Raw genomic sequence first — 23,327 nt, 5'->3', positions numbered from 1 at the left:
CTTTTGTTTTGGGGCCAATCCGTCCAATGTTTAACAAAAAATTTCTTCTGATTAATTCAGGATCAGGTAATTTGGTGGCAAATAACATCGATTTTGAACAGCTATCAGGACATATTGACCAAGCTGGAAAGCTTTACCAAAAGGTTTTATACCAAGCAATTGATCAAGGGAACACTCCTTTTTTTGAGTTTGGGACTACTTTTTTGGATTGTAGTCATGTCTTTGGAATTTCTCTTGTGGCTGAACCAAGGATGGCGATTGGCGCTGTTTTGGCTCTTCGTGTTGGTGGAATTGTTTTTGCTTTATAGGTTCATCGCTGTTCCCTTGCTGTATTTGTTCAAGATACGGAAGGGTATCGGAAACAAGGAAGCCTCCCAACTGATCGGAAAGCATTTTTCTCAAGTCGATGATAAATTGTATAACCTGCTCGAGCTTTCAGAGAACCCCAATAGATCGGATCTTTTGATGGCCAGCATCGAACAACGGTCCAAGAACCTCGGTACCGTTCCTTTTTCTGAGGCCATCAATTTTAAGGAAAGCTATCGGTATGCCAAGTATATCATTATCCCATTGGTCCTGCTTGGGTTTATTTGGGTGACGGGCAATATTGTTTCTTTTTTCAACTCCTACGATCGCGTAGTGAACTACGATTTGGCCTATGAGCGTCCAGCACCATTCGCTTTCAGCATATTGAATGACAAACTTGAAGTGTTGGACAGTGAACCTCTGACAGTGAAAGTTGGTGTCGAGGGGGATGTGAGGCCGGAGAGGGTTTTCATGGTCGTTGAGGGTAAAGAATTGTTGTTGAAACAAGAGGGCGGGATTTACACCTATACCTTTGAGGCGCCTGTTGCCGAAACCAGTTTTTACCTCACTGCGAACGGCTGGGATTCCCAAAACTATACGATCAAAAGTTATGCTACACCCGCCTTGACGGATTTTGTAATGCAATTGGATTTTCCAAAATATCTCAACAGGCCATCGGAAACCATCACAGGAACGGGTAATGCTACCATTCCCGAAGGAACGAAGGTGAGTTGGCAGATTGAAGGTTTACATATAGGTCGAATCGATATGGCCACAAAGGACACCGTCCAAGGGTTCAATAAGGATGAAGACAAGTTTACATTCAGCAATAGGTTCTTCAATCATTTTGATTACGAATTGACTACGGCCAATGAACATGTTTCCAATTTTGAGCGGTTGGCGTATTCATTGGATATTGTCAAAGATGCAAGTGCCACGGTCAGGGTAGAGCAGGTTTTGGATTCGCTGAGCCCAAACCAATCATTTTATACCGGTCAAGCTGCGGACGATTATGGCATCCGATCTATTAGAGTGGTCTGTTTCCCCAGTGATGAAAATGAAGCTGTACAGAGGGTCACTTTGGAAAGCCCTGGCACCAATGTCCATCAGTTTTATTACACCTTTCCCTCAGGTTTAGAGTTGGAACGAGGGAGAGATTATAAGATTTACTTCGAAGTTGTTGATAATGATGGTATTAGAGGTGGGAAGGTTACCAAAAGCCAGACTTTTTCAGCCACCTTTTGGGACGATAACCAACTGAAAAACAAAGAGTTGGAGTTTCAAAACTCCACGTTGTCCAAAATGGGCAATTCTTTGGAGAGGTTCAAGGAACAGGAACAGACATTGTCCAAACTGAACCAGGAGCAGAAGGAAGAACGGACATTAAATTTTGAGGACAAGAACCAAATCAAGGATTTTCTTCAAAAGCAGCAGCAACAAGAGGAGTTGATGAAGAAGTTCAGCAATGAGCTCAACGAAAGCATTGGCAAGAATGAGGACAGCGAAATGAAGAAGTTGCTTCAAGAGCGTTTGGAGCGACAAGAAAAGGAAGCACAGAAGAATGCCGCGTTGTTGGATGAGCTCAATAAGTTGGCCGATAAGATCAATAAGGAAGAGCTACAACAACGCTTGGAAGATTTGGGTAAGAACCAAGGAAAGAACACCCGAAACCTAGAACAGATCTTGGAACTTACCAAAAGATATTACGTTACTGAAAAAGTGGCCCAAATTGCAAAAGAACTAGATAAACTTTCTGAAAAGCAAAACACCTTATCCGAACTCAAACTTGGAGAAGATTTTTCGGATAAGGAACAGCAAAAGTTGAACGAGGATTTCAATCAGCTTGAAAAGGAAATCAGGGAAGTGGAGAAGGACAACCAAGAACTTAAAAAACCCGTAGGGCTCAATACCAGCAAAAAGGAAACAGAATCCATCAAGCAAGACCAGAAGGATGCGCTGGAGGAAATCAACAAACAGCAAGGGCAGGAACAATCCTCACAGCAGAATCTGCAACAGAAGTCGCAGAACAATGCCTCCAAAAAGCAGAAGTCTGCAGCCCAAAAAATGAAGGAAATGAGCCAAGCTTTACAACAAAGTGCTGGAGGCGGTGGTGGTTCAAGTGACGCTGTAGATGCCGAAATGTTGCGACAGATCCTGGACAATCTGGTCACATTTTCATTCAAGCAAGAAGCCCTTTTTGATAATCTACAAAGTGCGGATGTGGATATTTCCCAGTTCTCCAAAACGGTCAAGGACCAACAGAATTTAAGGAGGCTGTTTGAGCATGTGGACGACAGTTTGTTCGCTTTGTCCCTGCGAAGGGTGGAACTGTCCGAGTTTGTTAATGAGCAGATCACTGAGGTGTATTACAATATTGACAAATCATTGGAGAGCATTTCGGAGAACCAAATCTATCAAGGGGCATCGTATCAGCAGTATGTGGTGAATGCGACCAATGCGTTGGCGGATTTTTTGGTGAACATTCTGGACAACATGCAACAGAACATGAGCTCTGGCCAGGGAGGCAGTGACGGTCAAGATTTCCAATTGCCGGACATCATCAAAGGCCAACAAAGCATCCAAGATAAAATGGAAGGTGAGGGACAACAGGGAAGTAAACCCAAAGAAGGGGGTGACCAGCAAGGTTCCCAAGGAGAGGGAAAGGAACAAAGCGATGAAGGCAAGGGAAAAGAGAAGGGTCAACAAGGAAAGAATGGACAGGAAAACGAGAATGGCGAAGCTGAAGGAAATCGCAGCAATGGTTCCGATGAAATGGGTATGAGTGAGATCTATGAAATCTATAAAGAACAACAATACCTCAGACAAAAACTGGAGGAACAATTGCAGGACATGATTCGCAAAGAAGACCAAGATCTGGCCAAAAAGCTATTGTTGCAGATGGAAGATTTCGAGAACGATCTATTGGAGAATGGTATCACGGAAAGAAATCGTACGAAGGTAAACAACATCCAGCACCAATTGATGAAGTTGGAAAATGCGGCCATGGAACAGGGGATGAAAGAACAGCGAGAGAGCACCGGGAACAAGATTGACTATACCAATCCCATCATCACCAAGCCAGAACTGCTTAAAGATAAGCAGAACGACATTGAGATATTAAACAGACAAGCACTACCTTTGCGGCAAAATTTTGAGAAGAAGGTAAAAGTGTATTTTGACAATGATCGAGTTCCATTTTAAGTCTGATTTTATTCTGGCTGATAAGACCAAGTATTCCGATTGGATAACTAGAGTTTTTGAATCTGAATCTTTTGTTGCTGGCCAGATTGACTATATTTTTTGTACGGATGACTATTTGTTGGAGCTCAATCAGCAGTACCTGAACCACGATACGCTTACGGATATTATCACTTTTGATTACACGAAAGGAAAGACCATTTCAGGCGACATATTTATCTCAACGGATAGAGTGAAGGAGAATGCCGATGCTTTTGGCGTTGCCTTCGAAAATGAATTGCACAGGGTGATGTCACACGGCTTATTGCACCTTATGGGGTATGGAGATAAAACTGTTGAAGAAAAGGCTGAAATGCGAAGAAAGGAAGAAGAGAAAATTAAAATGTTCCACGTGGAACAATAGATATGTTTGAGAAGGAATATGACGTCATAGTAGTTGGAGGAGGCCACGCAGGAGCGGAAGCAACGGCCGCTGCCGCAAACATGGGCTCCAAAACGCTTTTGGTCACCATGAACCTACAGACGATAGGTCAGATGTCCTGTAACCCTGCCATGGGCGGGATTGCCAAGGGGCAGATTGTTCGTGAGATTGATGCGCTTGGCGGTTATAGTGGAATCATCACGGACAAGTCCGCTATCCAATTTAAGATGCTCAACAAGTCCAAAGGACCCGCCATGTGGAGTCCTAGGGCTCAGAATGACCGTATGCACTTTGCTGAAGAGTGGCGAATGGCGTTGGAGAATACACCAAATGCCGATTTTTATCAGGACATGGTCACAGGTCTTTTGGTTGAAAAGGACAAGGTTGTTGGTGTGAGAACATCCCTCGGAATAGAGATCAGATCCAAGGCCGTTGTACTCACCAATGGCACTTTTTTGAATGGATTGATCCATATTGGAGAGAAACAGTTTGGCGGAGGTAGAGCAGGGGAAAGGGCTGCAACCGGAATTACAGAACAGCTAGTGGATTTTGGTTTTGACAGTGGTAGAATGAAGACCGGAACCCCACCACGGGTTGATGGACGTTCTTTGGATTATGACAAAATGATACCCCAACCAGGTGATTCAAAACCAGAGAAATTTTCCTATTTGGACACACCTGTTTTAAAGGTGCAGCGCGATTGCCACATGACGCACACCAGTGCTTTGGTCCACGATCTTTTACGCGAAGGGTTTGATAGATCTCCTATGTTCAATGGCAGGATACAAAGTATAGGCCCTCGATATTGCCCCTCCATTGAGGATAAGATCAACCGTTTTGCCGACAAGGATGCCCACCAGATTTTCGTGGAGCCTGAAGGATGGAACACCGTTGAGGTATACGTCAACGGGTTCTCGACTTCGCTGCCAGAAGATGTCCAGTACAACGCATTGAAATCTGTAAAAGGTTTCGAGAACGTGAAGTTTTTCAGACCGGGCTACGCCATTGAATACGATTACTTTCCGCCCACACAATTGAAGCATACCCTTGAGACAAAGCTGGTGAACAATCTGTATTTTGCGGGACAGATCAATGGTACAACGGGCTATGAAGAGGCCGCTTCACAAGGACTTATGGCGGGTATAAATGCACACTTAAAGATCAATGAAAAAGAGCCGTTTGTACTCAAAAGGGACGAAGCTTACATAGGTGTTTTGGTCGATGATTTGATCACCAAAGGAACGGAGGAGCCATATCGAATGTTCACTTCCCGCGCAGAATATCGAACCTTATTGAGGCAGGACAATGCTGATTTGAGGCTTACACCGATGGGTTTTGAGATTGGATTGGCGAAAGAAGAACGCATGAAACGGATGGAGGAGAAGCAAGAAAAGTCCAAATTGTTTGTTGATTTTTTCAAGAAGACCAGCTTTGACCCTGAAGAGATGAATCCTATTTTGGAAGAACTTGATTCTGCATCGGTGCGTCAATCCGATAAACTCTTCAAGGTGTTTTCCAGGCCAAAGGTGACCATGGACCACATGCTTCAACTCGATTCGGTTTCCGGTTTTGTGAGAGAAAATGATCTGGACACCGAAGTATTGGAGCAAGCTGAAATCGAAGTAAAATATTCAGGTTATATCGAAAAGGAAAAGAACAATGCAGACAAATTGCATCGTTTGGAAAATGTCCGTATCCCTGACAATTTTGACTATTCCAAACTGAAATCACTTTCCTACGAGGCCAGGGAAAAATTGGAGTCCATTCGTCCTGTGACCATTTCACAGGCATCCAGAATCAGTGGTGTTTCTCCTGCGGACATTAGCGTGCTTTTAGTCTTTTTGGGGAGATAAAAGAGGGGTGTTCCACGTGGAACAACTGTTTTTAGACTTCGTTTTCCAAGAACTGTATGGCTTAATTTTTGATGGAAGTTGGTTCAAGCCAAACCGTCATGAAAAGATTTTTGATCATCTTAATGTCCGCCCTCTGTGTAAGTTCGTGCATTCCCTTGCGAATAGCTCCCAACATAAAGGATTATAAGATTACCAAAGGGAAAAAATTCAAAAGGGGACTGCCCAAGAAAACCGTTTTTGTTTTTGAAGACCCAAAGGACGCCAACGAATTTTATCAGTATATCAACACAAAATTTAAACTAAATGATTACTATGTAGATGTGGAGGTTCCTTTTGAAATAGAGGGGAACACTTTTTTCTTTTCTTTCTATGAAGTTGAGATCCCGACCAAAACCATCAATCTGATTCCATTGGTCATTGACGGGGTTTTGTCCCAAACAGCGGACATGGAACCTATGTTGGAAGAAGTCCACACATCACGAACTGGAAATTGGTATATTGCCCTGGAAGTCTTCAGCCATTCGGAAGATGATGCCTTAAAGGAAGGATCTGTTTCAAGGGATTTGGTTTTGCCCTATCTTCGAGACCTGAAAAATGAATATCTGTCCACGCACAATTACAATGAAGTTGTTTTTAAAAACTAAAGATTTTTCGGTTTCCAAAGAAGACTTTGAACTCCATTTGGATGAAGCTTTGGATATGTTGGTCACAAGTCCCCAACCAGAAAACTTGGATGCTTATTACGAAAGTGAAGACTATATTTCCCATACCGATTCCCAAAAATCATTTACGGACAAGTTATATCAGGCTGTCAAGCAAAAAAACCTTCAAAACAAGATTCAACTTGTTGACAATCAAAACAATAAGTCAAAATCTCTGCTGGATATCGGTGCAGGAACCGGGGATTTTCTGGTTTTGGCCCAATCCAAGGGGTACGAGGTTGCCGGAGTGGAACCGAATACAAGGGCTAGACAGCTTGCCTTGCAAAAAAGTGTGAACTTGGAACCAAAACTGGACAGCTTTTTGGGAACAAAGTTCCAGACCATTACCCTTTGGCATGTATTGGAACACCTTCCCAATCTTCAAGAACAGATAAGCGACATCACTTCGCTTTTGGAAGAGGATGGAACCTTGATCATCGCCGTACCCAATTTCAAATCTTTCGATGCCAAACATTATGGAACGTATTGGGCGGGCTATGATGTTCCCCGACACCTTTGGCATTTCTCAAAAACTTCCATCACCAAACTTTTTGATCGGCACGGAATGGAAGTGGCATCCATCCGCCCCATGTGGTTCGATGCGTTTTATGTGTCCATGCTATCCGAAAAATACAAAGGCAACACATGGTATTTGCCCAGTGCTTTTTTTGTTGGTCTGTGGTCGAATCTGATGGCCATCTTCAACAAAGAGCATTCTTCCCTGATCTATATCCTCAAAAGGAAGAAATAGGTGTTTTCAAGGCCACTGTTATACGATTGAAGGCGAACGCCCACAACACCATCGCCTTCAAAAGAAACAACGACAGAACCCTTCTGTGCGACCCAAAAACAATAATCATAGACGATTTTAAAGTGCAGTAATCATAGGTTTTCTTTATGGCGTTCAAAAACTAATTTTTCAGTTCTTGGAAAGATGTTGAAAGCATTCCAAAAGCTTTTCTATTTTTGCGCATCATTAAAACGTGAAAGATGAAAAAATTAGGAGTACTTGCCATTGCTTTGATTGCCATGGCCTGCCAACAGAACAAGATCGGTTTTGTGAACAGCGTGAAACTGATGGACGATTATCAGGAACGGATCGATCTTGAGGCCAGGTTCAAGACCAAGGCCGATGCGATGGGCAAGAAAAGGGACAGTATTTCCCAAGCCTTCCAGATGGAGCTTCAGGATTTCCAGGCCAAGGCACAGAAAATGTCGCAACAAAACGCACAAGAAGAATATGCCCAGTTGCAACAACGCGGACAGTTTGTGGGGCAGCAATTGCAACAGGAAGAACAACAGTTGCAGCAGACCAGCCAGACCCAAATGGATTCCTTGGTGAAAAAAGTGAAAAAGGAAATCCAAAAATACGGAAAGGCCAATGGCTACACTTATATTTTGGGAGGTGGTGACGGTGGCGCCGTGCTTTATGGCGAAGATACCCAAGACCTTACCGCGGCCATCCTTAAGATATTGAACGATAAGTATGGAGAGTAAATTTTTTATAGGGAGGTTTTACGTTGCATAAAAACCTTTCTCCAGAATCCAAAGACGAATAAAGCCCATCTTCTGATGGGCTTTTTGTTTTTCAATTACGGTGTTTGGGTTCCCAAATCAACCGTAAGAAAGAGCTGATACGCTCATTTTCCCTGTCAATGGGTATTCCTGCAACGATCCCCACCATCAAATTGTCCGCAATTCCAAGCCTCATTTGTGGACGCATGGTCATGTCAAAGTCATTTTTTTGGAGGGTCTTGTTGAATTCAACACCGATAAAATTTCTGGTCCCGGGAATCATGTAGTGGAAACTGGTGTTGATGTCATAAGCCGTATGGAACGTATTGTTTTCAAATACCTGCTCGAACATGGGACCTGTATAGATCAGGGAGTGGAAATTGTTGCCCCAGCGTTTCGCAACTACAAAAAAGGGATTGTACACATTTCCCGTGACGAGAGGCCTTCCAAAATCCTTAAAGCCCGACAACTCAAATTCATTGATATATCCAAATGCCATTGACGTGGCCATAGGCTCGTTGACAAAAAAGGACCATTGAAAGGCAACTTTGATGCTGTTCAATTTATGGGAAGGTATGGTCTCCCTAGGGGTGCCGTTGACAGAGGAATAGAAGGTAAATGGCAATTCCACTTCAAGACCAAGCCTGTCCATGGGTGCCCATTCGTATTCGATGAGGGCCTCATAGGAGTCAAAACTTAGATTATCGGTCAGGCCAAGACCTATGTTCCATTCCTTTTCCCCTTTTCTGGCACCAAGATCCCGTATCAGGTCAATGTATAGGGGTTCTGCATGCAAAACTTTGTCAGGCTCTTTCTGGTCTTCAACCTCTACAAGGTATAAACTATCTTTTTCTATGTTGCTGATTTGTGCAATCAAACAGGATGGTGCAGCCAAAAGTAGGATTGGCAGCAATATTTTTTTGAACTTCATAGTATATGATGTGTTTTTAAATAATGAAATGATGCCCCAGCGGTAGTTTGAACCATTGGGGGCCGTTCTTTGGAAAAACAAATCAGGCTTTGGGCGGAGGAATATCCAGTTGATGGAATCCGTTGGTCAAAAAGCGTTCAAAGTCCGGATGTCGCTGTTTTTTGGATCCCAAGAGGGGTTGGGGGCCACTTTTGTCAAAAGCAAAATATAGGGTGATTTTTTTGCTTCCTTGACTGTTATGTTCCTCAGCATCGTTGTCATCACATTCGGCAATAGCGTTCTCAAAGCCAAGAAGCTTTTCGACCACGAGCTCAACAATGCTCTCTTGGTCGTTGAAAGAAAGGTCTTCAGGAAAATGACCGGGCAATTGATCGGGAGCATCCACGCTAATGTTCAAGAGGTAAAAGGCCATGAACCCCCAAAAGAACCTACTGAACACGCTATTTCTGATGCGAATCATCACAGGGCAAATGTAAATCGTTTTGCGCGCAGGACCATCAAGGGCAACAAAGCATTAACATTAAGGTTCATCCTTGCATCAAAATAAATCACGAACACAATCGGTCCGGACTCAAATCTTGTCCGTGGAAACCCTTGAAGCAGACCGTCCGGCAATAACGCCAATGATAAGGATCTGTGAAGCATGGAACAGCATGAGCGGGAGCAAGATGATTCCCATCGGCATGGAAGCGGGGAACAAGATCTTGGAAAAGACCGTTCCGTGGACCAAGGATTTTTTTGTGCCGCAAAATTGGGCGGTTATTTTGTCCTCGGTAGTGAAATTGAGGTTGTTCGCAACAAACCCAATTACATAATAGACCAGAAAAAACAGTCCCAGTACCCCGATATAGATCAATGCGAAATCCTTAAGAGCTACAGAGCTGAAGACCTTATCTTCGAAGGAATGCACGAAACTCTTGTAGATGATCAGCAAAATGACCGATTTGTCGAACAAGGTCAAATAGGAGCCATATCGGACTGCATATTTGCCCAGATATCTGTTCAACAACAACCCCAAGACCAGTGGCAGCAAAATTTCAGTCAGGAGTTTTACATAAACATCCAGAAGGTCAAAATCGCCCGCCTGTTGTTCCAAAAAAACACCCATCCAGAGGGGAGTGACCACAATCCCGATAAGTCCCGAGATACTTGCATTGAAAATGGCAGCGGGGATATTCCCCTTGGCAAGGGAAACCATCACGACCGAAGAGGAAACCGTTGAGGGCAGGGCCGCCATGAACAAAAAGGCCAACCAAATGTTGCTGCTTTCTCCAGAACCCAAGAAGGGATGGAAAGCCAAAACAATCAAAGGGAAAATCAAAAAGACCGAAACCTGTATCAATAGGTGCAATCGCCAATTTTTTAATCCTGTCCTGATTTTCTTCGGACTGAGTTTTAGACCATAGAAAAAGAAAATCAAAGATATGCCCACGCTGGCTATAGGATCTAAGGGAACCTGGCTGTCCCTACTTCCCAATCCCGGGAAGAAATAGGCCAACACCACTACCAAAATGATGGCCAGTACAAAACGATCCAATTTAATCTTGTTGATCTTTTTTAGAAGCATAATGAACACTTAAGGTAAAGCGGCAAAGATCAACAGAAAATGCTATCCCTGCATCAAATACACCAAAAATACGGTGGGGATCAAGTAGACTACAATGGTCTGGGCCCCGGCATTATCCTTGGCCACCCGTTGTCCCAGCAGCAGCAGCAAAAGTGTAATGGCAGAAAGCACGGCACCCAAAAATCCGATGGAGCTGTCACCGTCTATCACAAACTGGAAGACGCCCACTCCGCAAAGGATACCAGAGAGCATTTCCAGTACCAATATGGTTCCCAAAAGCACAGGGACACTTCCCTTGAAAATGGATTTGGAAAAATGACCGGTGAGCCAGCCTAGGTTTCCCTTCCAATCCAGCATCTTGTCAATACCGCTCTGCAAAAAAGTAATGGTCAAAAAAAGCAACAACAGGATCTCTGTCGCATTTGAAATCAAATTTTCCATGGGTCAATATGTTTATGCGGTCTTGGCATGCAAGAGGCGCGTAAGTTTTATGGACAGGTCCGTAAAGATCAGTTTGGGGTTTCCGTTACGTTCCACGTGAAAAATGGCGGTTTCCAACTCCTTTACAATATCCAAAATATTGTTCTCGTGTACAAACGGGGCAAACTTGTTCAGGTCAAAGCCCTCCACATGGATCTTGGTGTGTACCAGCTCCTTCGCCCCATAGTTGAGCAATAGGGCCTGCCGCATCAAGCTCAGGCAATAGTTCAGGAACTGTTTTTGGACCTCCCGTCCCATTTTGGACACCTCATCGCTCCACAAAATGAGTTCCTGTATGGCCCCTTTGTTCCCCTTGGCCTTGAATGCGCTACGGACCCACTGAACAAACCATCGTTCAAAGATGAGATCTTCGGAATCCTTGTTCATGAGGTCCAGCGCCTTGTTGAAATTGCCGTTGGCCTCTTGGGCAATGGCGAACGCCTCGGTCTGGTTCACCCCTTGCCGGATAAGCTCATCGGTGACCACCTGTTCCGCCAAAGGCGGGAAGTGCAATATCTGGCAGCGAGACCGAATGGTGTTGATGATCTGCTCCTCTTCTTCGGCAAGCAACAGAAGGACCGTTTTCTGTGGAGGTTCCTCAATAAGTTTCAATAGTTTATTGGCCGCGGAGACGTTCATTTTTTCGGCCATCCACACGATGAGGATCTTATAACCGCCCTCGTACGATTTCAGCGAAAGCTTTTTTACCACATCCTGGGCCTCGTCCACGCCGATCTGTCCCTGTTTTTTTTCGATGCCGATCAATCGGTACCAATCAAACAGGTTGCCATAAGGCTGTTCCTTTACAAACTGGCGCCATTCGTCCAAAAAATGATCGCTCACCGCATGGGACTTCACCTTGTCCGAATTGGAAACGGGGAACGCAAAATGCAGGTCGGGATGTGTCAGCGACTGGCACTTGGTGTTGCAGGCCATGTTCCCGCCTTCGTTTTCGCCCCCGGTATTGCCACAGAGCAGATACTGGGCATAGGCAAGGGCCATGGGCAGGACGCCAGAACCCTCCGGCCCTACAAAGAGCTGGGCATGGGCCACCCGACCAGTCTCGGCCGTGGTCACCAAATGGTTCTTGATATGCTCAAGCCCTAAAACGTTTTTGAAAAGCATGTCCCAAAGATACATTTTTTAGAAGGGTGTCAGAAGTCAGAAATCAGGAGTCGGAAGCTTCAAACCAAAAAACCTGAAACCCTGAACAATTCAATGATCGATTACCCCAATAATAAAAGCAAACCCTGAAAATATAACAAAAGCTTCCCGATCAAAAAGCAGGAAATCTTTACTTTTGGGACTCTCATAAAGACACACTACATGAAGACTATTGATGATTTTAATTTTGAAGGAAAAAAAGCATTGATCCGTGTTGATTTCAACGTGCCGCTGGACGGCAGTTTCAATGTCACGGATACCAGTAGGATAGAGGCTGCAAAGCCAACCATCGTCAAGATATTGGAAGATGGGGGTTCCGCAGTGCTCATGAGCCACTTGGGGCGCCCCAATGGCAAGGTGAACCCGGACATGTCCCTTTCCCACATTGCTGACACGGTTTCCGAAATCATCGGTGTCCAAGTGAAGTTCGCGAAGGACTGTGTGGGCCAAGTGGCCGAGGAAGCTGTGGCAAACCTTAAAGATGGGGAGGTACTTCTGTTGGAAAACCTTCGTTTCCACGATGAGGAAGAAGCTGGCGACGAGGCTTTTTCCAAAGCGCTGTCCCAATTGGGGGATATTTATGTGAACGATGCTTTTGGTACCGCTCACCGTGCCCATGCCTCCACGACCATTGTGGCCCAGTTTTTTCCGGACCATAAATGCTTCGGATACCTGTTGGCCAAAGAGATAAAGGCAATCGACAAGGTAATGGAGACCGGGGAAAAACCAGTGACCGCCATTTTGGGGGGATCCAAGGTCTCTTCCAAGATCACCATCATCGAAAATATTCTGGACAAGGTGGACAACCTCATCATTGGTGGGGGAATGACCTATACCTTCGTAAAGGCAAAAGGCGGAAAAGTGGGAGACTCCATCTGTGAGGACGATAAAATGGATTTGGCCCTCGACATCTTGAAAAAGGCCGAGGCAAAAAATGTAAAAGTATACCTACCCGTTGATGTTTTGGCCGCAGATGCCTTTGACAACAATGCCAAAACCCAGTTTGTGGATGTGGACAAAATTCCTGATGGGTGGCAAGGGCTGGATGCAGGACCAAGGACCCTCGAAATTTTCAAACAGGTGATCCTGAACTCCAAGACCATATTATGGAACGGTCCCGTGGGCGTTTTTGAAATGGAAAGCTTTGCCAAAGGAACCATCGCCATTGGAAATTTCATAGACGAGGCCACCAAAAATGGGGCATTCTCCTTGGTCGGAGGCGGTGACTCCGTTGCGGCCGTGAAGCAATTCGGGTTTGAGGACAAGGTAAGCTATGTGTCCACAGGGGGCGGTGCGATGTTGGAAAGCCTTGAGGGCAGAACATTGCCAGGAATTGCTGCAATATTGGACTAAATTTTTCGTTAGGGTTTATTGGGACAGACCAAGGAAAACAGGTTTTTTGGTTCGGAATTTTATTTTTTCGGAAAAAAAGCCCATTTTCGTTTGTCCCAAGAAAATCAAACCCTGTCCAAATGAGCCAAAAATTCAAAATTGCTGTATGCGCAGCGTTGCTTTCCGCGACCCCATATCTGTTTGCCCAAGAGGTGGATTCCATACCAGCAGCACTGATAGACACGTTGCTTCTTGATGAGGAAGTGCCCGCCGTGAAAATGACCGTTCTCAAAAAGATCGATGGGGAATTTGTGGCCTTGGAAAAAGAAGAAAACGGAAAGTTCCAATTGCAGGATCTCGAAGAGGCCCGTAGGTATGACAGCCTTTGGCTGAAAGAACTGCACAGCAGTGCGGACCTGTTCAGCGACATGCTGTTGGAGATACAGAATGGCCCCGGACAGGATTCCATTTTTGTGGTGGACCTACCAACGGACACCCTAAAGGCCCGCTTGGCACGAATGAACGAGAAGACCCCGTTCAACATAGCTTACAATCCATCTTTGGAGAGTGTCATCAAATCCTTTTTGACCCGAAAAAGAGACCTTATGCAGCGCATGATGACGGCAAGTCAATTCTACTTTCCGTTGTTTGAGCAGGAACTGGACAACCAGAACATTCCGCTGGAGATAAAATATTTGGCCATAATAGAATCCGCACTTAATCCCAGGGCACAATCCCGAGTCGGGGCGAAGGGGCTTTGGCAATTTATGTATGCCACTGGAAAAATGTACGGGTTGGATGTGAGCAGTTATGTGGATGAACGCCATGATCCCATAATGGCGACCAAGGCGGCCAGCAAGTATCTTTCCAAATTATATGATATTTTCAATGATTGGGACTTGGCACTTGCGGCCTACAATTCCGGACCCGGCAATGTGAACAAGGCCATTCGAAGATCTGGAGGGTATGAGAACTATTGGAACATTCGTCCGTTCCTTCCACGTGAAACGGCGGGCTACCTTCCAGCGTTCTTGGCCACCATGTACATTTTTGAATACGCCGAGGACCATGGCCTCCAATACAAAAAAGCGGATAGGCCCTATTTTGAGACCGATACCGTTCACGTGAAAAACCTCATCACCTTTGATCAGATTTCCAAACTGGTGGATATCAGCACCGAGGAACTGGAAATGTTGAACCCGGCCTATAAGCTCAATGTCATTCCAAAGGTAGAGGGCAAAAATTATGCATTGCGATTACCAACATCCAAAATCGGTAAGTTCGTGAGCAATGAGGAACAGATATATGCCTTTGTGAAAGAGGAATTGGAATCCCAAAAGGAAAGCATGCCCGAAATGGTCACGGCTCAGGATCAGATCCGTTACAAGGTAAAAAGCGGGGATTATCTGGGCAAAATTGCCGAGCGCTATGGTGTCGGGGTCAGCCAGATCAAAAGCTGGAACGGACTTCGCAGCAACAATCTCAGGATAGGCCAGCGATTGACCATCTTCCCCAGAAAGCCCTATGTGGCCAGTAGCACTCCCAAACCCTCTTCCACAAGTGCTGCGGCCAGTGGGTCAAAAGTGCATACGGTACAGTCCGGGGACTCTCTTTGGACCATTTCAAAAAAATATCCTGGGGTTTCCGTTGAAAATTTACGAGAATGGAACGGTATTAGTGGCAATAACCTAAAACCAGGCACAAAACTTAAATTGTGCGATTGTTCTTCGTAAATTTAACACAAGATGAAAAAATTAGGGACACTATGCTTCGCCATGGCTTTATTGGCATTTGGAGCCTGTAAGGATTCAGGCCCAAAAGAAAGATTTCTACCTCCATCCACGGGGGGCGTAAACAGTTTGATGGTGGTCATGGAAACTGAGCTTTGGAAAGGGCCAGTGGGCGACAAGATCAGGGATGAGTTTGCGGCCCAAGTGTTGGGCCTGCCCCAAATAGAGCCCATATTTACCATCACCCAATTGCCCCCACAGGTCTTCAAAGGGACCACCACCTATTCCCGATCGGTGCTTTATGTGGAACAGGATTCCACTTCCTTGGCACATATTAAGGATGATGCCTATGCAAAGCCCCAAAAAGTGGCCGTGGTCACTGGGCCAACGGAAGAAACTATGATCGAGAACTTGGATTCGTTGGCGCCAAAGGCCATACAGGCATTCAAGCAAGTGGAGATTGCAGAGGCGCAGAAACGGTTTGGACGTTCCTTGAGCGAGGACAAGGCATTGGAAGAAGAATTTGGTCTGCGCATGAAGGTTCCATCCCTTTACAAGGTTGGCAAGCGGGAAAAGAATTTTGTTTGGATGGACATACAGATCCCCAAGGGAACCATGAACATCATTGCCTATGAAATGCCCTGGAACAGCTTCAGGAACGATTCCACTTTTGTGGAGGACATCGTAAAAATGCGGGACTCCATGGGGCAGAAATATGTCCCAGGCCCTAACGAAAACACGTATATGATTACGGAGAAGGCCTTTGCGCCCTATGTTTTCCCCACGGAAATAGGTGCAAAGAAAGCCGTAGAGGTCAAGGGAATGTGGGAAATCCACGGATACCCGATGGCGGGTCCTTTCCTCACCTATATCATCAATGATGAGAAAAACCAGCGTAAAATGGTGTTGGAAGGGTTCACCTTTGCCCCATCCACCGAAAAGAGGGACTATATGTTTGAACTGGAAGCCATTTTGAGAACGGTTGACTTTGACCCCAAACCCGTTTCCAAGTAAGATAACAATCAAGATATAAAAGCAAAAAAGCCCGACGCATAGCGTACGGGCTTTTTGTTCTTTAAATGCTTAAGGTTGGTCAATCAAAGGCAAAGCCTGTGGCCATCCTGTAAACAAAGGCATATAGCACGATGAAAAACATGACGAAGCTAAACCAAGCAAATACCTTAAAGTATTTTTCTATAACGATGTGCCCCAAGTTGCGGAACCCTTCCAAATAAATTTCTTTAACGAGTAATAGTTTTTTCATAAGTCAGATTTAAGATTTAAAGACAAGGCAAAGTTTCAAATTCAACGACTTTGATGAAAAACTAAGGGATGAAATACCTAAAAAGAAAGACCAAAGTGATTAGGATAGGGCTAGATCCTGCAAAGCACGCTTATTGATCGATATACTGCAAAATCGGACCATGCCGTTTAGCGAGAGAAGCATCCGATGAATGGCGCAAAAGGGGAAAGCGGTTGGAAAAACGAGGAAACTTGGTTTTGAAAAGCATTTACTGGGACACGATGATGAACTCCGATCGGCGGTTGAGGCTGTGTCCTTCAGGGGCACACCGTTTTCCATCCGAACAGTTGTTCAGCAAACGCTCTTCCCCATAACCCATGGCACTTTCGATCTGTGAAGAATCTACTCCCTGCGAGATGAGATAATCCTTAGTGGAATTGGCCCGTTTCTCCGATAGGTATTTATTGTAGGCAGCATCGCCAATGGCATCGGTGTGTGCCTCAATTTTGATCACCAGATTTTTGTGCTCCTTCAATACGGCCACCAATTTGTCCAGTTCCTGTGCGGCCCTTTGCCTCACCTTGAAGCTGTCAAAATCAAAATGGATGGCCTCGGGGTCCAAGGAGACGATACGTTTTTCGGCATCAATGATCTCGTTCAGCTCTTTGAGGGACGGATTGACCACAATCCCCTCATTGGCCTTGGTGCCAGTGGCCGTACTATCGTCAAAATAGCCCTCCTTAGAGGTTTTGATGGTGTACTTGGTGTTGGGGAGCAGATTTGGAAAAATGTAGCCGCCATCTGCATTACTGCTGTATGTTGCAAGCAGTTTTCCTTCGCTGTCCAATAACTGTACGGTCGCATTTTCAAGAAGCTCACCGGTCTGAACATCCTTTACCTCACCGGAAATGGCGTTGAGGTTCTCCGTTTGGACAAAGGAATAGATGTCATCGTCCCCTTTGCCGCCTTTTCGGTTGGAAGCAAAATATCCCCTCTGTCCCGAGGCATCGATGATATAGGAAAAATCGTCCCTAGTGCTGTTGATGGGCTCTCCCAAATTTATGGCCACGCCAAAAATCCCGTTGGAAACATCAGATCGGTACACGTCCAGTCCGCCTAGGCCCATAGCCCTGTTCGATGAAAAATAAAGGGCTCCTTCCACAACATAAGGAAACATCTCCTTCGCATCCGTGTTGACAGTCCTGCCCAAGTTTTTTGGTTCGGAAAAGCCACCGTTTTCGAGGATGTCCACCACATAGATGTCCGTTTCTCCAAAACCGCCCGGTCTATCGGAAACGAAATACATTTTTTTGCCGTCCGGGCTGATGGCCGGGTGGCCTGTGGAATAATTTTCACTGTTGAGCGGAAGTTCCTCGGCCTCGGCCCATTCACCATCGACCCATGTTGAGCGATAGATCTTGAGATGATTCACGCCCTCTTTTCCACGCTTCAACCTTTTGCCATAGTTGTTTCGGGTAAAATAAATGGTTTTCTGGTCCGGCGCAAAGGCCACTGAAGCTTCGTGGTATTTGGTGTTTATCTTGCGCGAAAACTTTTTTGGGGTCAAGAGTTGGCCATCCCCATTCTTCTTTTGTGCCACGTAGAGATCTAGAAAGGGCTGGTTGTTCCATTTATATCTTCTGGTGGTCAGAAAAGAAGTGTCCCTTGCCGAGGCAAAAACGAGCTCGGAGGTTTTGTGGAACATGGGGGAAAAATCCGAATATGGAGAATTTATGGACAAGTTCTCGATTTTGGGCAATGAGCCAATCTTCCAAGCCAAGGGCGTGGCAGCTTTGTTGTTTTGGGACCTTCCAGTACCTTTCAACACTTCATTATATCGGAACTGAATGTCGCCAGGCACCTTATCGGGATATCGGTTGTACAGTTCGTGGTACCATTTGTAGGATTTTTCAAAGTTGCCACTAAAGTAATGGGAATCCCCGGCCTTGGAGAGCAGTTCCTTGCTATGTTCGGCATCATGCTGTTCTAGCACGAGGTCGTATATCCTGGCCGCTTCCGCATACCACATTTTTGAATAATGGGCATTGCCCTGTGCTATCAGTTTTTCTGTGATATCCTTTTCGCCTGGCATGTACGGGCCTTCTTTCCCATAGGCCAAAAGGGATACCTCTTGGGACATTGCCCCAAGGGAAACCAATAAAAGAAAAAGCAAGATATGTCTTTTCATTACCGCTCCAGCTGCACAAACGGCATTGGTGCCGTTTGGAGGTTAAACAAGTGGGCCTAACGTTTGTTTCAGACCACTAAAGTAGAGCAAGAAGAGGGGGAGAGTAACTTTTTGTTGTGAATGGATGGAATTTTGGCGTGTAATCCCATATAATGTGGTTCTTCATCGACAAGCCCCCAAAAAATGAGGGCTTTATTGATGTAAAAACCCGATAAGTCAAAAATTGAATTAGGACTTTGATTCTTTGCTTCCGCCTTCCAATTTTTCCTCTTCCTTGGAAGCATCCTTAAATTCCTTTATGCCACTTCCAAGACCTCTCATCAGTTCAGGGATTTTCTTGCCCCCGAAGAGCAAAAGAACCACAACGACAATGAGTACGATCTGCCATGGGCCGAGCATACCTAAAAACATAGTTTGAGCAATCATAACGTCAAAACCTTTAAATGAAAGGTAAAATTACTAAAAAGAAGTGGAAGAGCGCACCGGATTAACGAAAATTAGCAATTCAGGATTTGTCTAGAAGTTTGATATAAGGCTTTTTAAAAAGCTTAACACCAATATTAAAATCTAAGATTATCTTTGTTCTTATGGCAAAGGACAAAAAGAAAAGAAAGGAAATAAAGCGCAAGCTGCTGCACAAGTACCGCTTGGTGATCCTCAACGAGAGCACCTTTGAGGAAAAAATCTCGTTCAAGCTGAGCAGGCTCAACGTTTTTGTCACCGGAACCCTGTTCATTATCGTACTGATAGGGCTCACCACCTTGATCATTGCCTTTACCCCACTCAGGGAATACATTCCCGGGTATTCTTCCACCAAATTGAAACGTCAGGCCACCGAGCTTACCTATAAAACCGATTCCTTGGTAACCGTTCTAAACTATACCAATAGGTATTTGGATAATATCCGTATGGTTTTGCGTGGGGATATTGAGAACAACCAAGTGAACCGCGACTCTCTTTTTGAACAATACAAACTCGACCCTTCCACTGTGGACCTTACTCCCATACGGCAAGATTTGCTCCTACGCGAAGAAGTGGAACTGGAGGACAAGTACAACCTTTTTGAGCGGAACATCGAGAATTTGGGCACGCTGATGTTCTCCCCGATCACCGGCACCATGTCACAGGGCTTTGACATAAAGTCCAAACACTTTGCCGTGGACATTGTGGCCCCCAAGGACACGCCCGTAAAATCCATCGCCGATGGCACGGTGCTTTTTGCCGAATGGACCTCGGAAACGGGCTATGTCATCATCATTGAACACCAAGACGGTTTTACCTCGGTGTACAAGCACAACGGATCCTTGACCAAATCGCAGGGAGACCTGGTCAAGGCCGGGGAGGTCATTGCATCCATTGGGAACACGGGAGAGCTCACTACGGGCCCCCACCTACATTTTGAACTTTGGAGAAAGGGAAAACCAGTAGATCCCCAGAACTATATCGACTTTGATTAAATGTCATTAAAAGCTCTAGCCGCAAAGATTTTTGCCAGGAGGGTGGCTCGAAGGACCGCAAAATGGGTCAATAGACCCGTCCAAGCCCAACAGAAAGTATTTTACGACTTGATCACCAAGGCCAAACAGACCCAATTTGGAAAAGATCATGGTTTTGACCACATCCGATCCCACAATGATTTTGTGGAAAAAGTGCCCATCAGGGACTATGAGGAATTAAAAGGGTATGTCCAGAACATCATTGACGGGAAAAATGATGTGCTATGGCCAGGCAAGCCCATCTATTTTGGCAAGACCTCGGGTACCACTTCGGGAGCCAAGTACATCCCGATCACCAAGGAATCCATAAAGTACCAAGTGCAGGCGTCCAGAAATGCCATTTTGAGTTACATCCATGAGACGGGCAATGCTGATTTTGTGGACGGCAAGATGATCTTTCTACAAGGCAGCCCGGTATTGGAGGAAAAAGGGGGTATCAAACTGGGCAGGCTTTCCGGAATATCCGCCCATTACGTTCCCAACTATCTGCAAAAGAACCGATTGCCCAGCTGGGAGACCAATTGCATAGAGGATTGGGAAACGAAAGTGGACAAAATCGTGGAAGAGACCGAGCAGCAGAACATGACGGTCATTGCTGGTATCCCCTCTTGGGTCCAGATGTATTTTGAAAAACTCCACGCCAAGACTGGAAAAAAGGTGGGCGAACTGTTCCAAGAGTTCCAGTTGTTCATTTACGGAGGGGTCAACTACGAGCCCTACCGCGCCAAATTTGAAAACCTGATCGGGAGAAAAGTGGACAGTATAGAGTTGTTCCCCGCAAGTGAAGGGTTTTTTGCCTATCAGGATTCGCAAAAAGAAAAGGGCATGCTTCTGCTTTTGGACTCGGGCATCTTCTATGAGTTCATCAAAGCGGATGAATTTTTTTCCGAAAACCCCAAAAGGATCACCATTGCCGATGTGGAGCTCGATGTGGACTACGCCATGGTCATTTCCACCAACGCGGGACTTTGGGCCTACGACATCGGGGATACCGTTCGGTTTGTTTCTAAGGACCCTTATCGTATCATTGTCTCTGGAAGGATAAAGCATTTTATTTCGGCCTTTGGGGAGCATGTCATAGCCAAAGAAGTGGAAGAAGCCTTGAAATTGGCCGTGGACCAGACCGATGCCTTGGTCAACGAATTCACTGTTGCCCCGCAGACCAATCCCGAAAAAGGCGAACTGCCCTATCATGAATGGTTTATCGAATTTGAAAGGCCACCTTCGGACATTTCCAAGTTTTCCAGCATTATGGAGGAAAGCATGAAAAAGCAGAACAGCTACTATTATGACCTTATTGCGGGAAACATTCTCCAACCCTTGAAGGTCACAGTCATCAAGCCTGGTGGTTTTCAGGAATACATGAAGGCAGTGGGCAAATTGGGAGGTCAGAACAAGGTGCAGCGCCTCTCCAACGACCGTAAGCTGGCGGATGGATTACAGCCATTTAAAATGAGATAGTTAGGAATTGACTTACTATTAGGGGAATTCGTGTATTTTTGCCAAGAACTAATGATGGCAACACAAGTAAAACAGACCACAAGGGCACAAGAGTCCACCAACGCCATAGAGCGCTTGTACATTACCATGCGCCATTTGCTCAACCGTGGGTTCTACAAACCTTCGGGGGTTTCCGGAAATGCACTGAGGACCGCCCTGCTCCTTTTACGACCAGAGATTTATGGCACTGTTGCCGAGGATAAGGCCGAACTGAACGGGTTGGTCTATGTATTGGAACGTTTGCCCGAGGGCATAGAGGAGTGCCGTTTTATCAACCTTACTTCGGATGAAGGTTTTTCCAAATCACATTTAAAGCCCATTGTTCCGCCCAAACGGAGAAGAAACTGCTACCGTATCGACAATGAGCAGATGAACATTGAGATAACCCGGGGCAGGAGCGATATTTACGACATCCTCACCCACCTCACCTTTTTGTTCATCGAATCCGAAAAAATATGCCGAAGGGTATTGGTTGAGGACGGCAACGCCACCATACGGGACTGGGACAAGTTGACAGAGTTTGTGTTGAAGGAGGAAAAAGGTGATGACCAAAGGGAAGTGGCCATGATCCATGTGGCGAACATTTTGGGTAGGACCTTTGATGAGGTTGGCGAGATCCAAGAAAAGCTGAAGACCCCAGAAGATCCCGATCGTTTTTTGAACGTGGTCTATTGGCTGGGCAAACTGGCCATAGAAGAAGAGACCACGGGCAACAAGCGGACCATTACGTTCAGTCCGTTATTGCGGGAGCGATTGGGGCATCATATCCACGGCGAACGCTGGGCCGATAAGATAAAGCAAACGCTGAAGGACAACAATCTGCTGCACAGACCGCTACATATCATTAGTGCGAACATGCACAGTGTGATGAACTCCCTTTTTGCTAAAAAGACATTGGCCAAGGAATTCCCAGATGCCGATTCATTAAAGATCTATGAGGCCCTGAGTTCGGAAAAGAACAAAAACCTCAACAAGAAGGTGAAGGATATGGCCGAGAAAAACGGAATGATTTTCTTGAACGACCAATCTGGGACCAACATCGATGTACAGATATTCGACACGGCAAAATTCGGGAAAGGAAGCTGCTGTTATGAACTGCCCAAAGGAATGCAAGAGGAAGAAAAACCCGTTATATTTGTCATGGATTATGCCTTTGGGGAGCAGGCCTATGAGACCATAGATGAACTGTTGAAACCCCTTGAGGAAGATGAGGAAAAGTATTTCTTGAACGTGGACTCGGTATCCATCATGGGTAAGGCGGGCATTTTGGAAGGGGGCAAGGGGGATTTGATGATACCTTCGGCACATATTTTTGAAGGTACGGCGGACAATTATCCGTTCAACAATGAGCTCAGTGCCGCCGATTTTGAGGGCCAAGGCCTCAAGGTGATGGAAGGGACCATGGTCACCGTTTTGGGGACCTCGTTGCAGAATAAGGACGTACTTAGGTTCTTTTACGAATCCACCTGGAACGTAATAGGTTTGGAAATGGAAGGGGTGCACTACCAAAAAGCAGTACAGTCGGCATCGCAGATACGCAAGAGCATCAAGGAAGGAGTGAAGGTTAGGTATGCGTATTATGCTTCGGACAACCCTTTGGAAACAGGAAGTACCTTGGCCTCGGGAGGCTTGGGAACAACAGGGGTAAAACCCACATATTTGATCACGGACAGGATTTTAAAACAGATATTCAATTCATAGC

General features: G+C 45.5%; 21 protein-coding genes. 13 read left to right on the top strand and 8 right to left on the bottom strand.

Features of this window, described 5'->3' with window-relative positions; all coding sequences use genetic code 11:
- The first annotated feature begins 26 nt into the window (after positions 1–26).
- The 7 genes from FOT42_RS18315 (at position 27) to FOT42_RS09635 (ending at position 7,976) form a co-directional block, all read left to right on the top strand.
- The gene (locus tag FOT42_RS18315) at positions 27–308 is read left to right on the top strand and encodes a hypothetical protein (RefSeq protein ID WP_226789847.1); all 282 of its coding nucleotides are present in this window, start codon (positions 27–29) and stop codon (positions 306–308) included.
- Positions 217–3,507 (top strand): hypothetical protein, encoded by a 3,291-nt coding sequence (locus tag FOT42_RS09660; protein WP_226789846.1) that lies wholly within the window; start codon positions 217–219, stop codon positions 3,505–3,507. Before FOT42_RS18315 ends, FOT42_RS09660 begins: the two co-directional genes overlap by 92 nt.
- Positions 3,488–3,907 carry an rRNA maturation RNase YbeY gene (ybeY, locus tag FOT42_RS09655; protein WP_151890365.1) on the top strand — a complete coding sequence of 140 codons (420 nt, stop codon included), beginning with the start codon at positions 3,488–3,490 and terminating at the stop codon, positions 3,905–3,907. The genes FOT42_RS09660 and ybeY overlap by 20 nt, the downstream gene beginning before the upstream one ends.
- A 2-nt stretch (positions 3,908–3,909) precedes the next feature.
- Positions 3,910–5,778, top strand: a complete 1,869-nt coding sequence (gene mnmG / locus FOT42_RS09650) for a tRNA uridine-5-carboxymethylaminomethyl(34) synthesis enzyme MnmG (protein WP_151890364.1) — start codon at positions 3,910–3,912, stop codon at positions 5,776–5,778.
- A gap of 98 nt (positions 5,779–5,876) precedes the next feature.
- Positions 5,877–6,422: a hypothetical protein gene (locus FOT42_RS09645; RefSeq protein WP_151890363.1), complete on the top strand. Its 546-nt coding sequence runs from the start codon at positions 5,877–5,879 to the stop codon at positions 6,420–6,422.
- The gene (locus FOT42_RS09640; RefSeq protein ID WP_151890362.1) at positions 6,400–7,230 is read left to right on the top strand and encodes a class I SAM-dependent methyltransferase; all 831 of its coding nucleotides are present in this window, start codon (positions 6,400–6,402) and stop codon (positions 7,228–7,230) included. The genes FOT42_RS09645 and FOT42_RS09640 overlap by 23 nt, the downstream gene beginning before the upstream one ends.
- 239 nt (positions 7,231–7,469) lie before the next feature.
- Positions 7,470–7,976, top strand: coding sequence for an OmpH/Skp family outer membrane protein (locus tag FOT42_RS09635; RefSeq protein ID WP_151890361.1), 507 nt, complete (start codon positions 7,470–7,472; stop codon positions 7,974–7,976).
- Between the two features lie 91 nt (positions 7,977–8,067).
- On the opposite strand, the gene FOT42_RS09630 is transcribed toward FOT42_RS09635, so the two are convergent.
- From FOT42_RS09630 to FOT42_RS09610, 5 genes are all read right to left on the bottom strand, one after another.
- On the bottom strand, positions 8,068–8,925 hold the full coding sequence (locus tag FOT42_RS09630) for an HAEPLYID family protein (RefSeq protein ID WP_151890360.1): 858 nt from the start codon (positions 8,923–8,925) through the stop codon (positions 8,068–8,070).
- An 82-nt stretch (positions 8,926–9,007) separates the two neighbouring features.
- The gene (locus tag FOT42_RS09625; RefSeq protein WP_226789845.1) at positions 9,008–9,385 is read right to left on the bottom strand and encodes a hypothetical protein; all 378 of its coding nucleotides are present in this window, start codon (positions 9,383–9,385) and stop codon (positions 9,008–9,010) included.
- A 111-nt stretch (positions 9,386–9,496) separates the two neighbouring features.
- On the bottom strand, positions 9,497–10,492 hold the full coding sequence (locus tag FOT42_RS09620; RefSeq protein ID WP_151890358.1) for a bile acid:sodium symporter family protein: 996 nt from the start codon (positions 10,490–10,492) through the stop codon (positions 9,497–9,499).
- Positions 10,493–10,534: 42 nt separating this feature from the next.
- The gene (locus FOT42_RS09615) at positions 10,535–10,933 is read right to left on the bottom strand and encodes a DoxX family protein (RefSeq protein WP_151890357.1); all 399 of its coding nucleotides are present in this window, start codon (positions 10,931–10,933) and stop codon (positions 10,535–10,537) included.
- A 12-nt stretch (positions 10,934–10,945) separates the two neighbouring features.
- The gene (locus FOT42_RS09610; RefSeq protein ID WP_151890356.1) at positions 10,946–12,097 is read right to left on the bottom strand and encodes a DNA polymerase III subunit; all 1,152 of its coding nucleotides are present in this window, start codon (positions 12,095–12,097) and stop codon (positions 10,946–10,948) included.
- Between the two features lie 201 nt (positions 12,098–12,298).
- Here FOT42_RS09610 and FOT42_RS09605 point away from each other — a divergent pair, with 201 nt between their 5' ends.
- The 3 genes from FOT42_RS09605 to FOT42_RS09595 all read left to right on the top strand — a co-directional run bounded on the left by FOT42_RS09605 (position 12,299) and on the right by FOT42_RS09595 (position 16,212).
- A complete protein-coding gene (locus tag FOT42_RS09605; protein WP_151890355.1) occupies positions 12,299–13,489 on the top strand; it encodes a phosphoglycerate kinase in 1,191 nt (396 codons plus the stop codon).
- A gap of 119 nt (positions 13,490–13,608) precedes the next feature.
- Positions 13,609–15,201 (top strand): lytic transglycosylase domain-containing protein, encoded by a 1,593-nt coding sequence (locus FOT42_RS09600; protein WP_151890354.1) that lies wholly within the window; start codon positions 13,609–13,611, stop codon positions 15,199–15,201.
- A gap of 12 nt (positions 15,202–15,213) precedes the next feature.
- Complete coding sequence (locus tag FOT42_RS09595; RefSeq protein ID WP_151890353.1) at positions 15,214–16,212, top strand: DUF4837 family protein; 999 nt, start codon at positions 15,214–15,216, stop codon at positions 16,210–16,212.
- 79 nt (positions 16,213–16,291) lie between these two features.
- On the opposite strand, the gene FOT42_RS18080 is transcribed toward FOT42_RS09595, so the two are convergent.
- The 3 genes from FOT42_RS18080 to tatA all read right to left on the bottom strand — a co-directional run bounded on the left by FOT42_RS18080 (position 16,292) and on the right by tatA (position 19,055).
- Positions 16,292–16,462, bottom strand: coding sequence for a DUF6747 family protein (locus tag FOT42_RS18080; RefSeq protein ID WP_177190005.1), 171 nt, complete (start codon positions 16,460–16,462; stop codon positions 16,292–16,294).
- Positions 16,463–16,709: 247 nt separating this feature from the next.
- Positions 16,710–18,629, bottom strand: a complete 1,920-nt coding sequence (locus tag FOT42_RS18445; RefSeq protein WP_151890352.1) for an OmpA family protein — start codon at positions 18,627–18,629, stop codon at positions 16,710–16,712.
- Positions 18,630–18,857: 228 nt separating this feature from the next.
- Entirely contained in the window at positions 18,858–19,055 is a 198-nt protein-coding gene (gene tatA, locus FOT42_RS09585; protein WP_151890351.1) for a twin-arginine translocase TatA/TatE family subunit, read from the bottom strand.
- A gap of 161 nt (positions 19,056–19,216) precedes the next feature.
- On the opposite strand from tatA, the gene FOT42_RS09580 reads away from it, so the two are divergent.
- Genes FOT42_RS09580 through FOT42_RS09570 form a run of 3 tightly spaced genes read left to right on the top strand, consistent with a single transcriptional unit; the run spans position 19,217 to position 23,326 of the window.
- Positions 19,217–20,086: a M23 family metallopeptidase gene (locus FOT42_RS09580; RefSeq protein ID WP_151890350.1), complete on the top strand. Its 870-nt coding sequence runs from the start codon at positions 19,217–19,219 to the stop codon at positions 20,084–20,086.
- Positions 20,087–21,586 carry a GH3 auxin-responsive promoter family protein gene (locus FOT42_RS09575; protein ID WP_151890349.1) on the top strand — a complete coding sequence of 500 codons (1,500 nt, stop codon included), beginning with the start codon at positions 20,087–20,089 and terminating at the stop codon, positions 21,584–21,586.
- A 51-nt stretch (positions 21,587–21,637) separates the two neighbouring features.
- Positions 21,638–23,326 (top strand): DUF6909 family protein, encoded by a 1,689-nt coding sequence (locus tag FOT42_RS09570; RefSeq protein ID WP_151890348.1) that lies wholly within the window; start codon positions 21,638–21,640, stop codon positions 23,324–23,326.
- The last annotated feature ends 1 nt before the right edge of the window (position 23,327 follow it).

This window comes from Flagellimonas hadalis, from assembly GCF_007785775.2.
Classification (GTDB): Bacteria; Bacteroidota; Bacteroidia; order Flavobacteriales; family Flavobacteriaceae; genus Flagellimonas; species Flagellimonas hadalis.
Note: the sequence above shows the minus strand (reverse complement) of the source record. Positions and strands in the feature narration are given on the sequence as shown.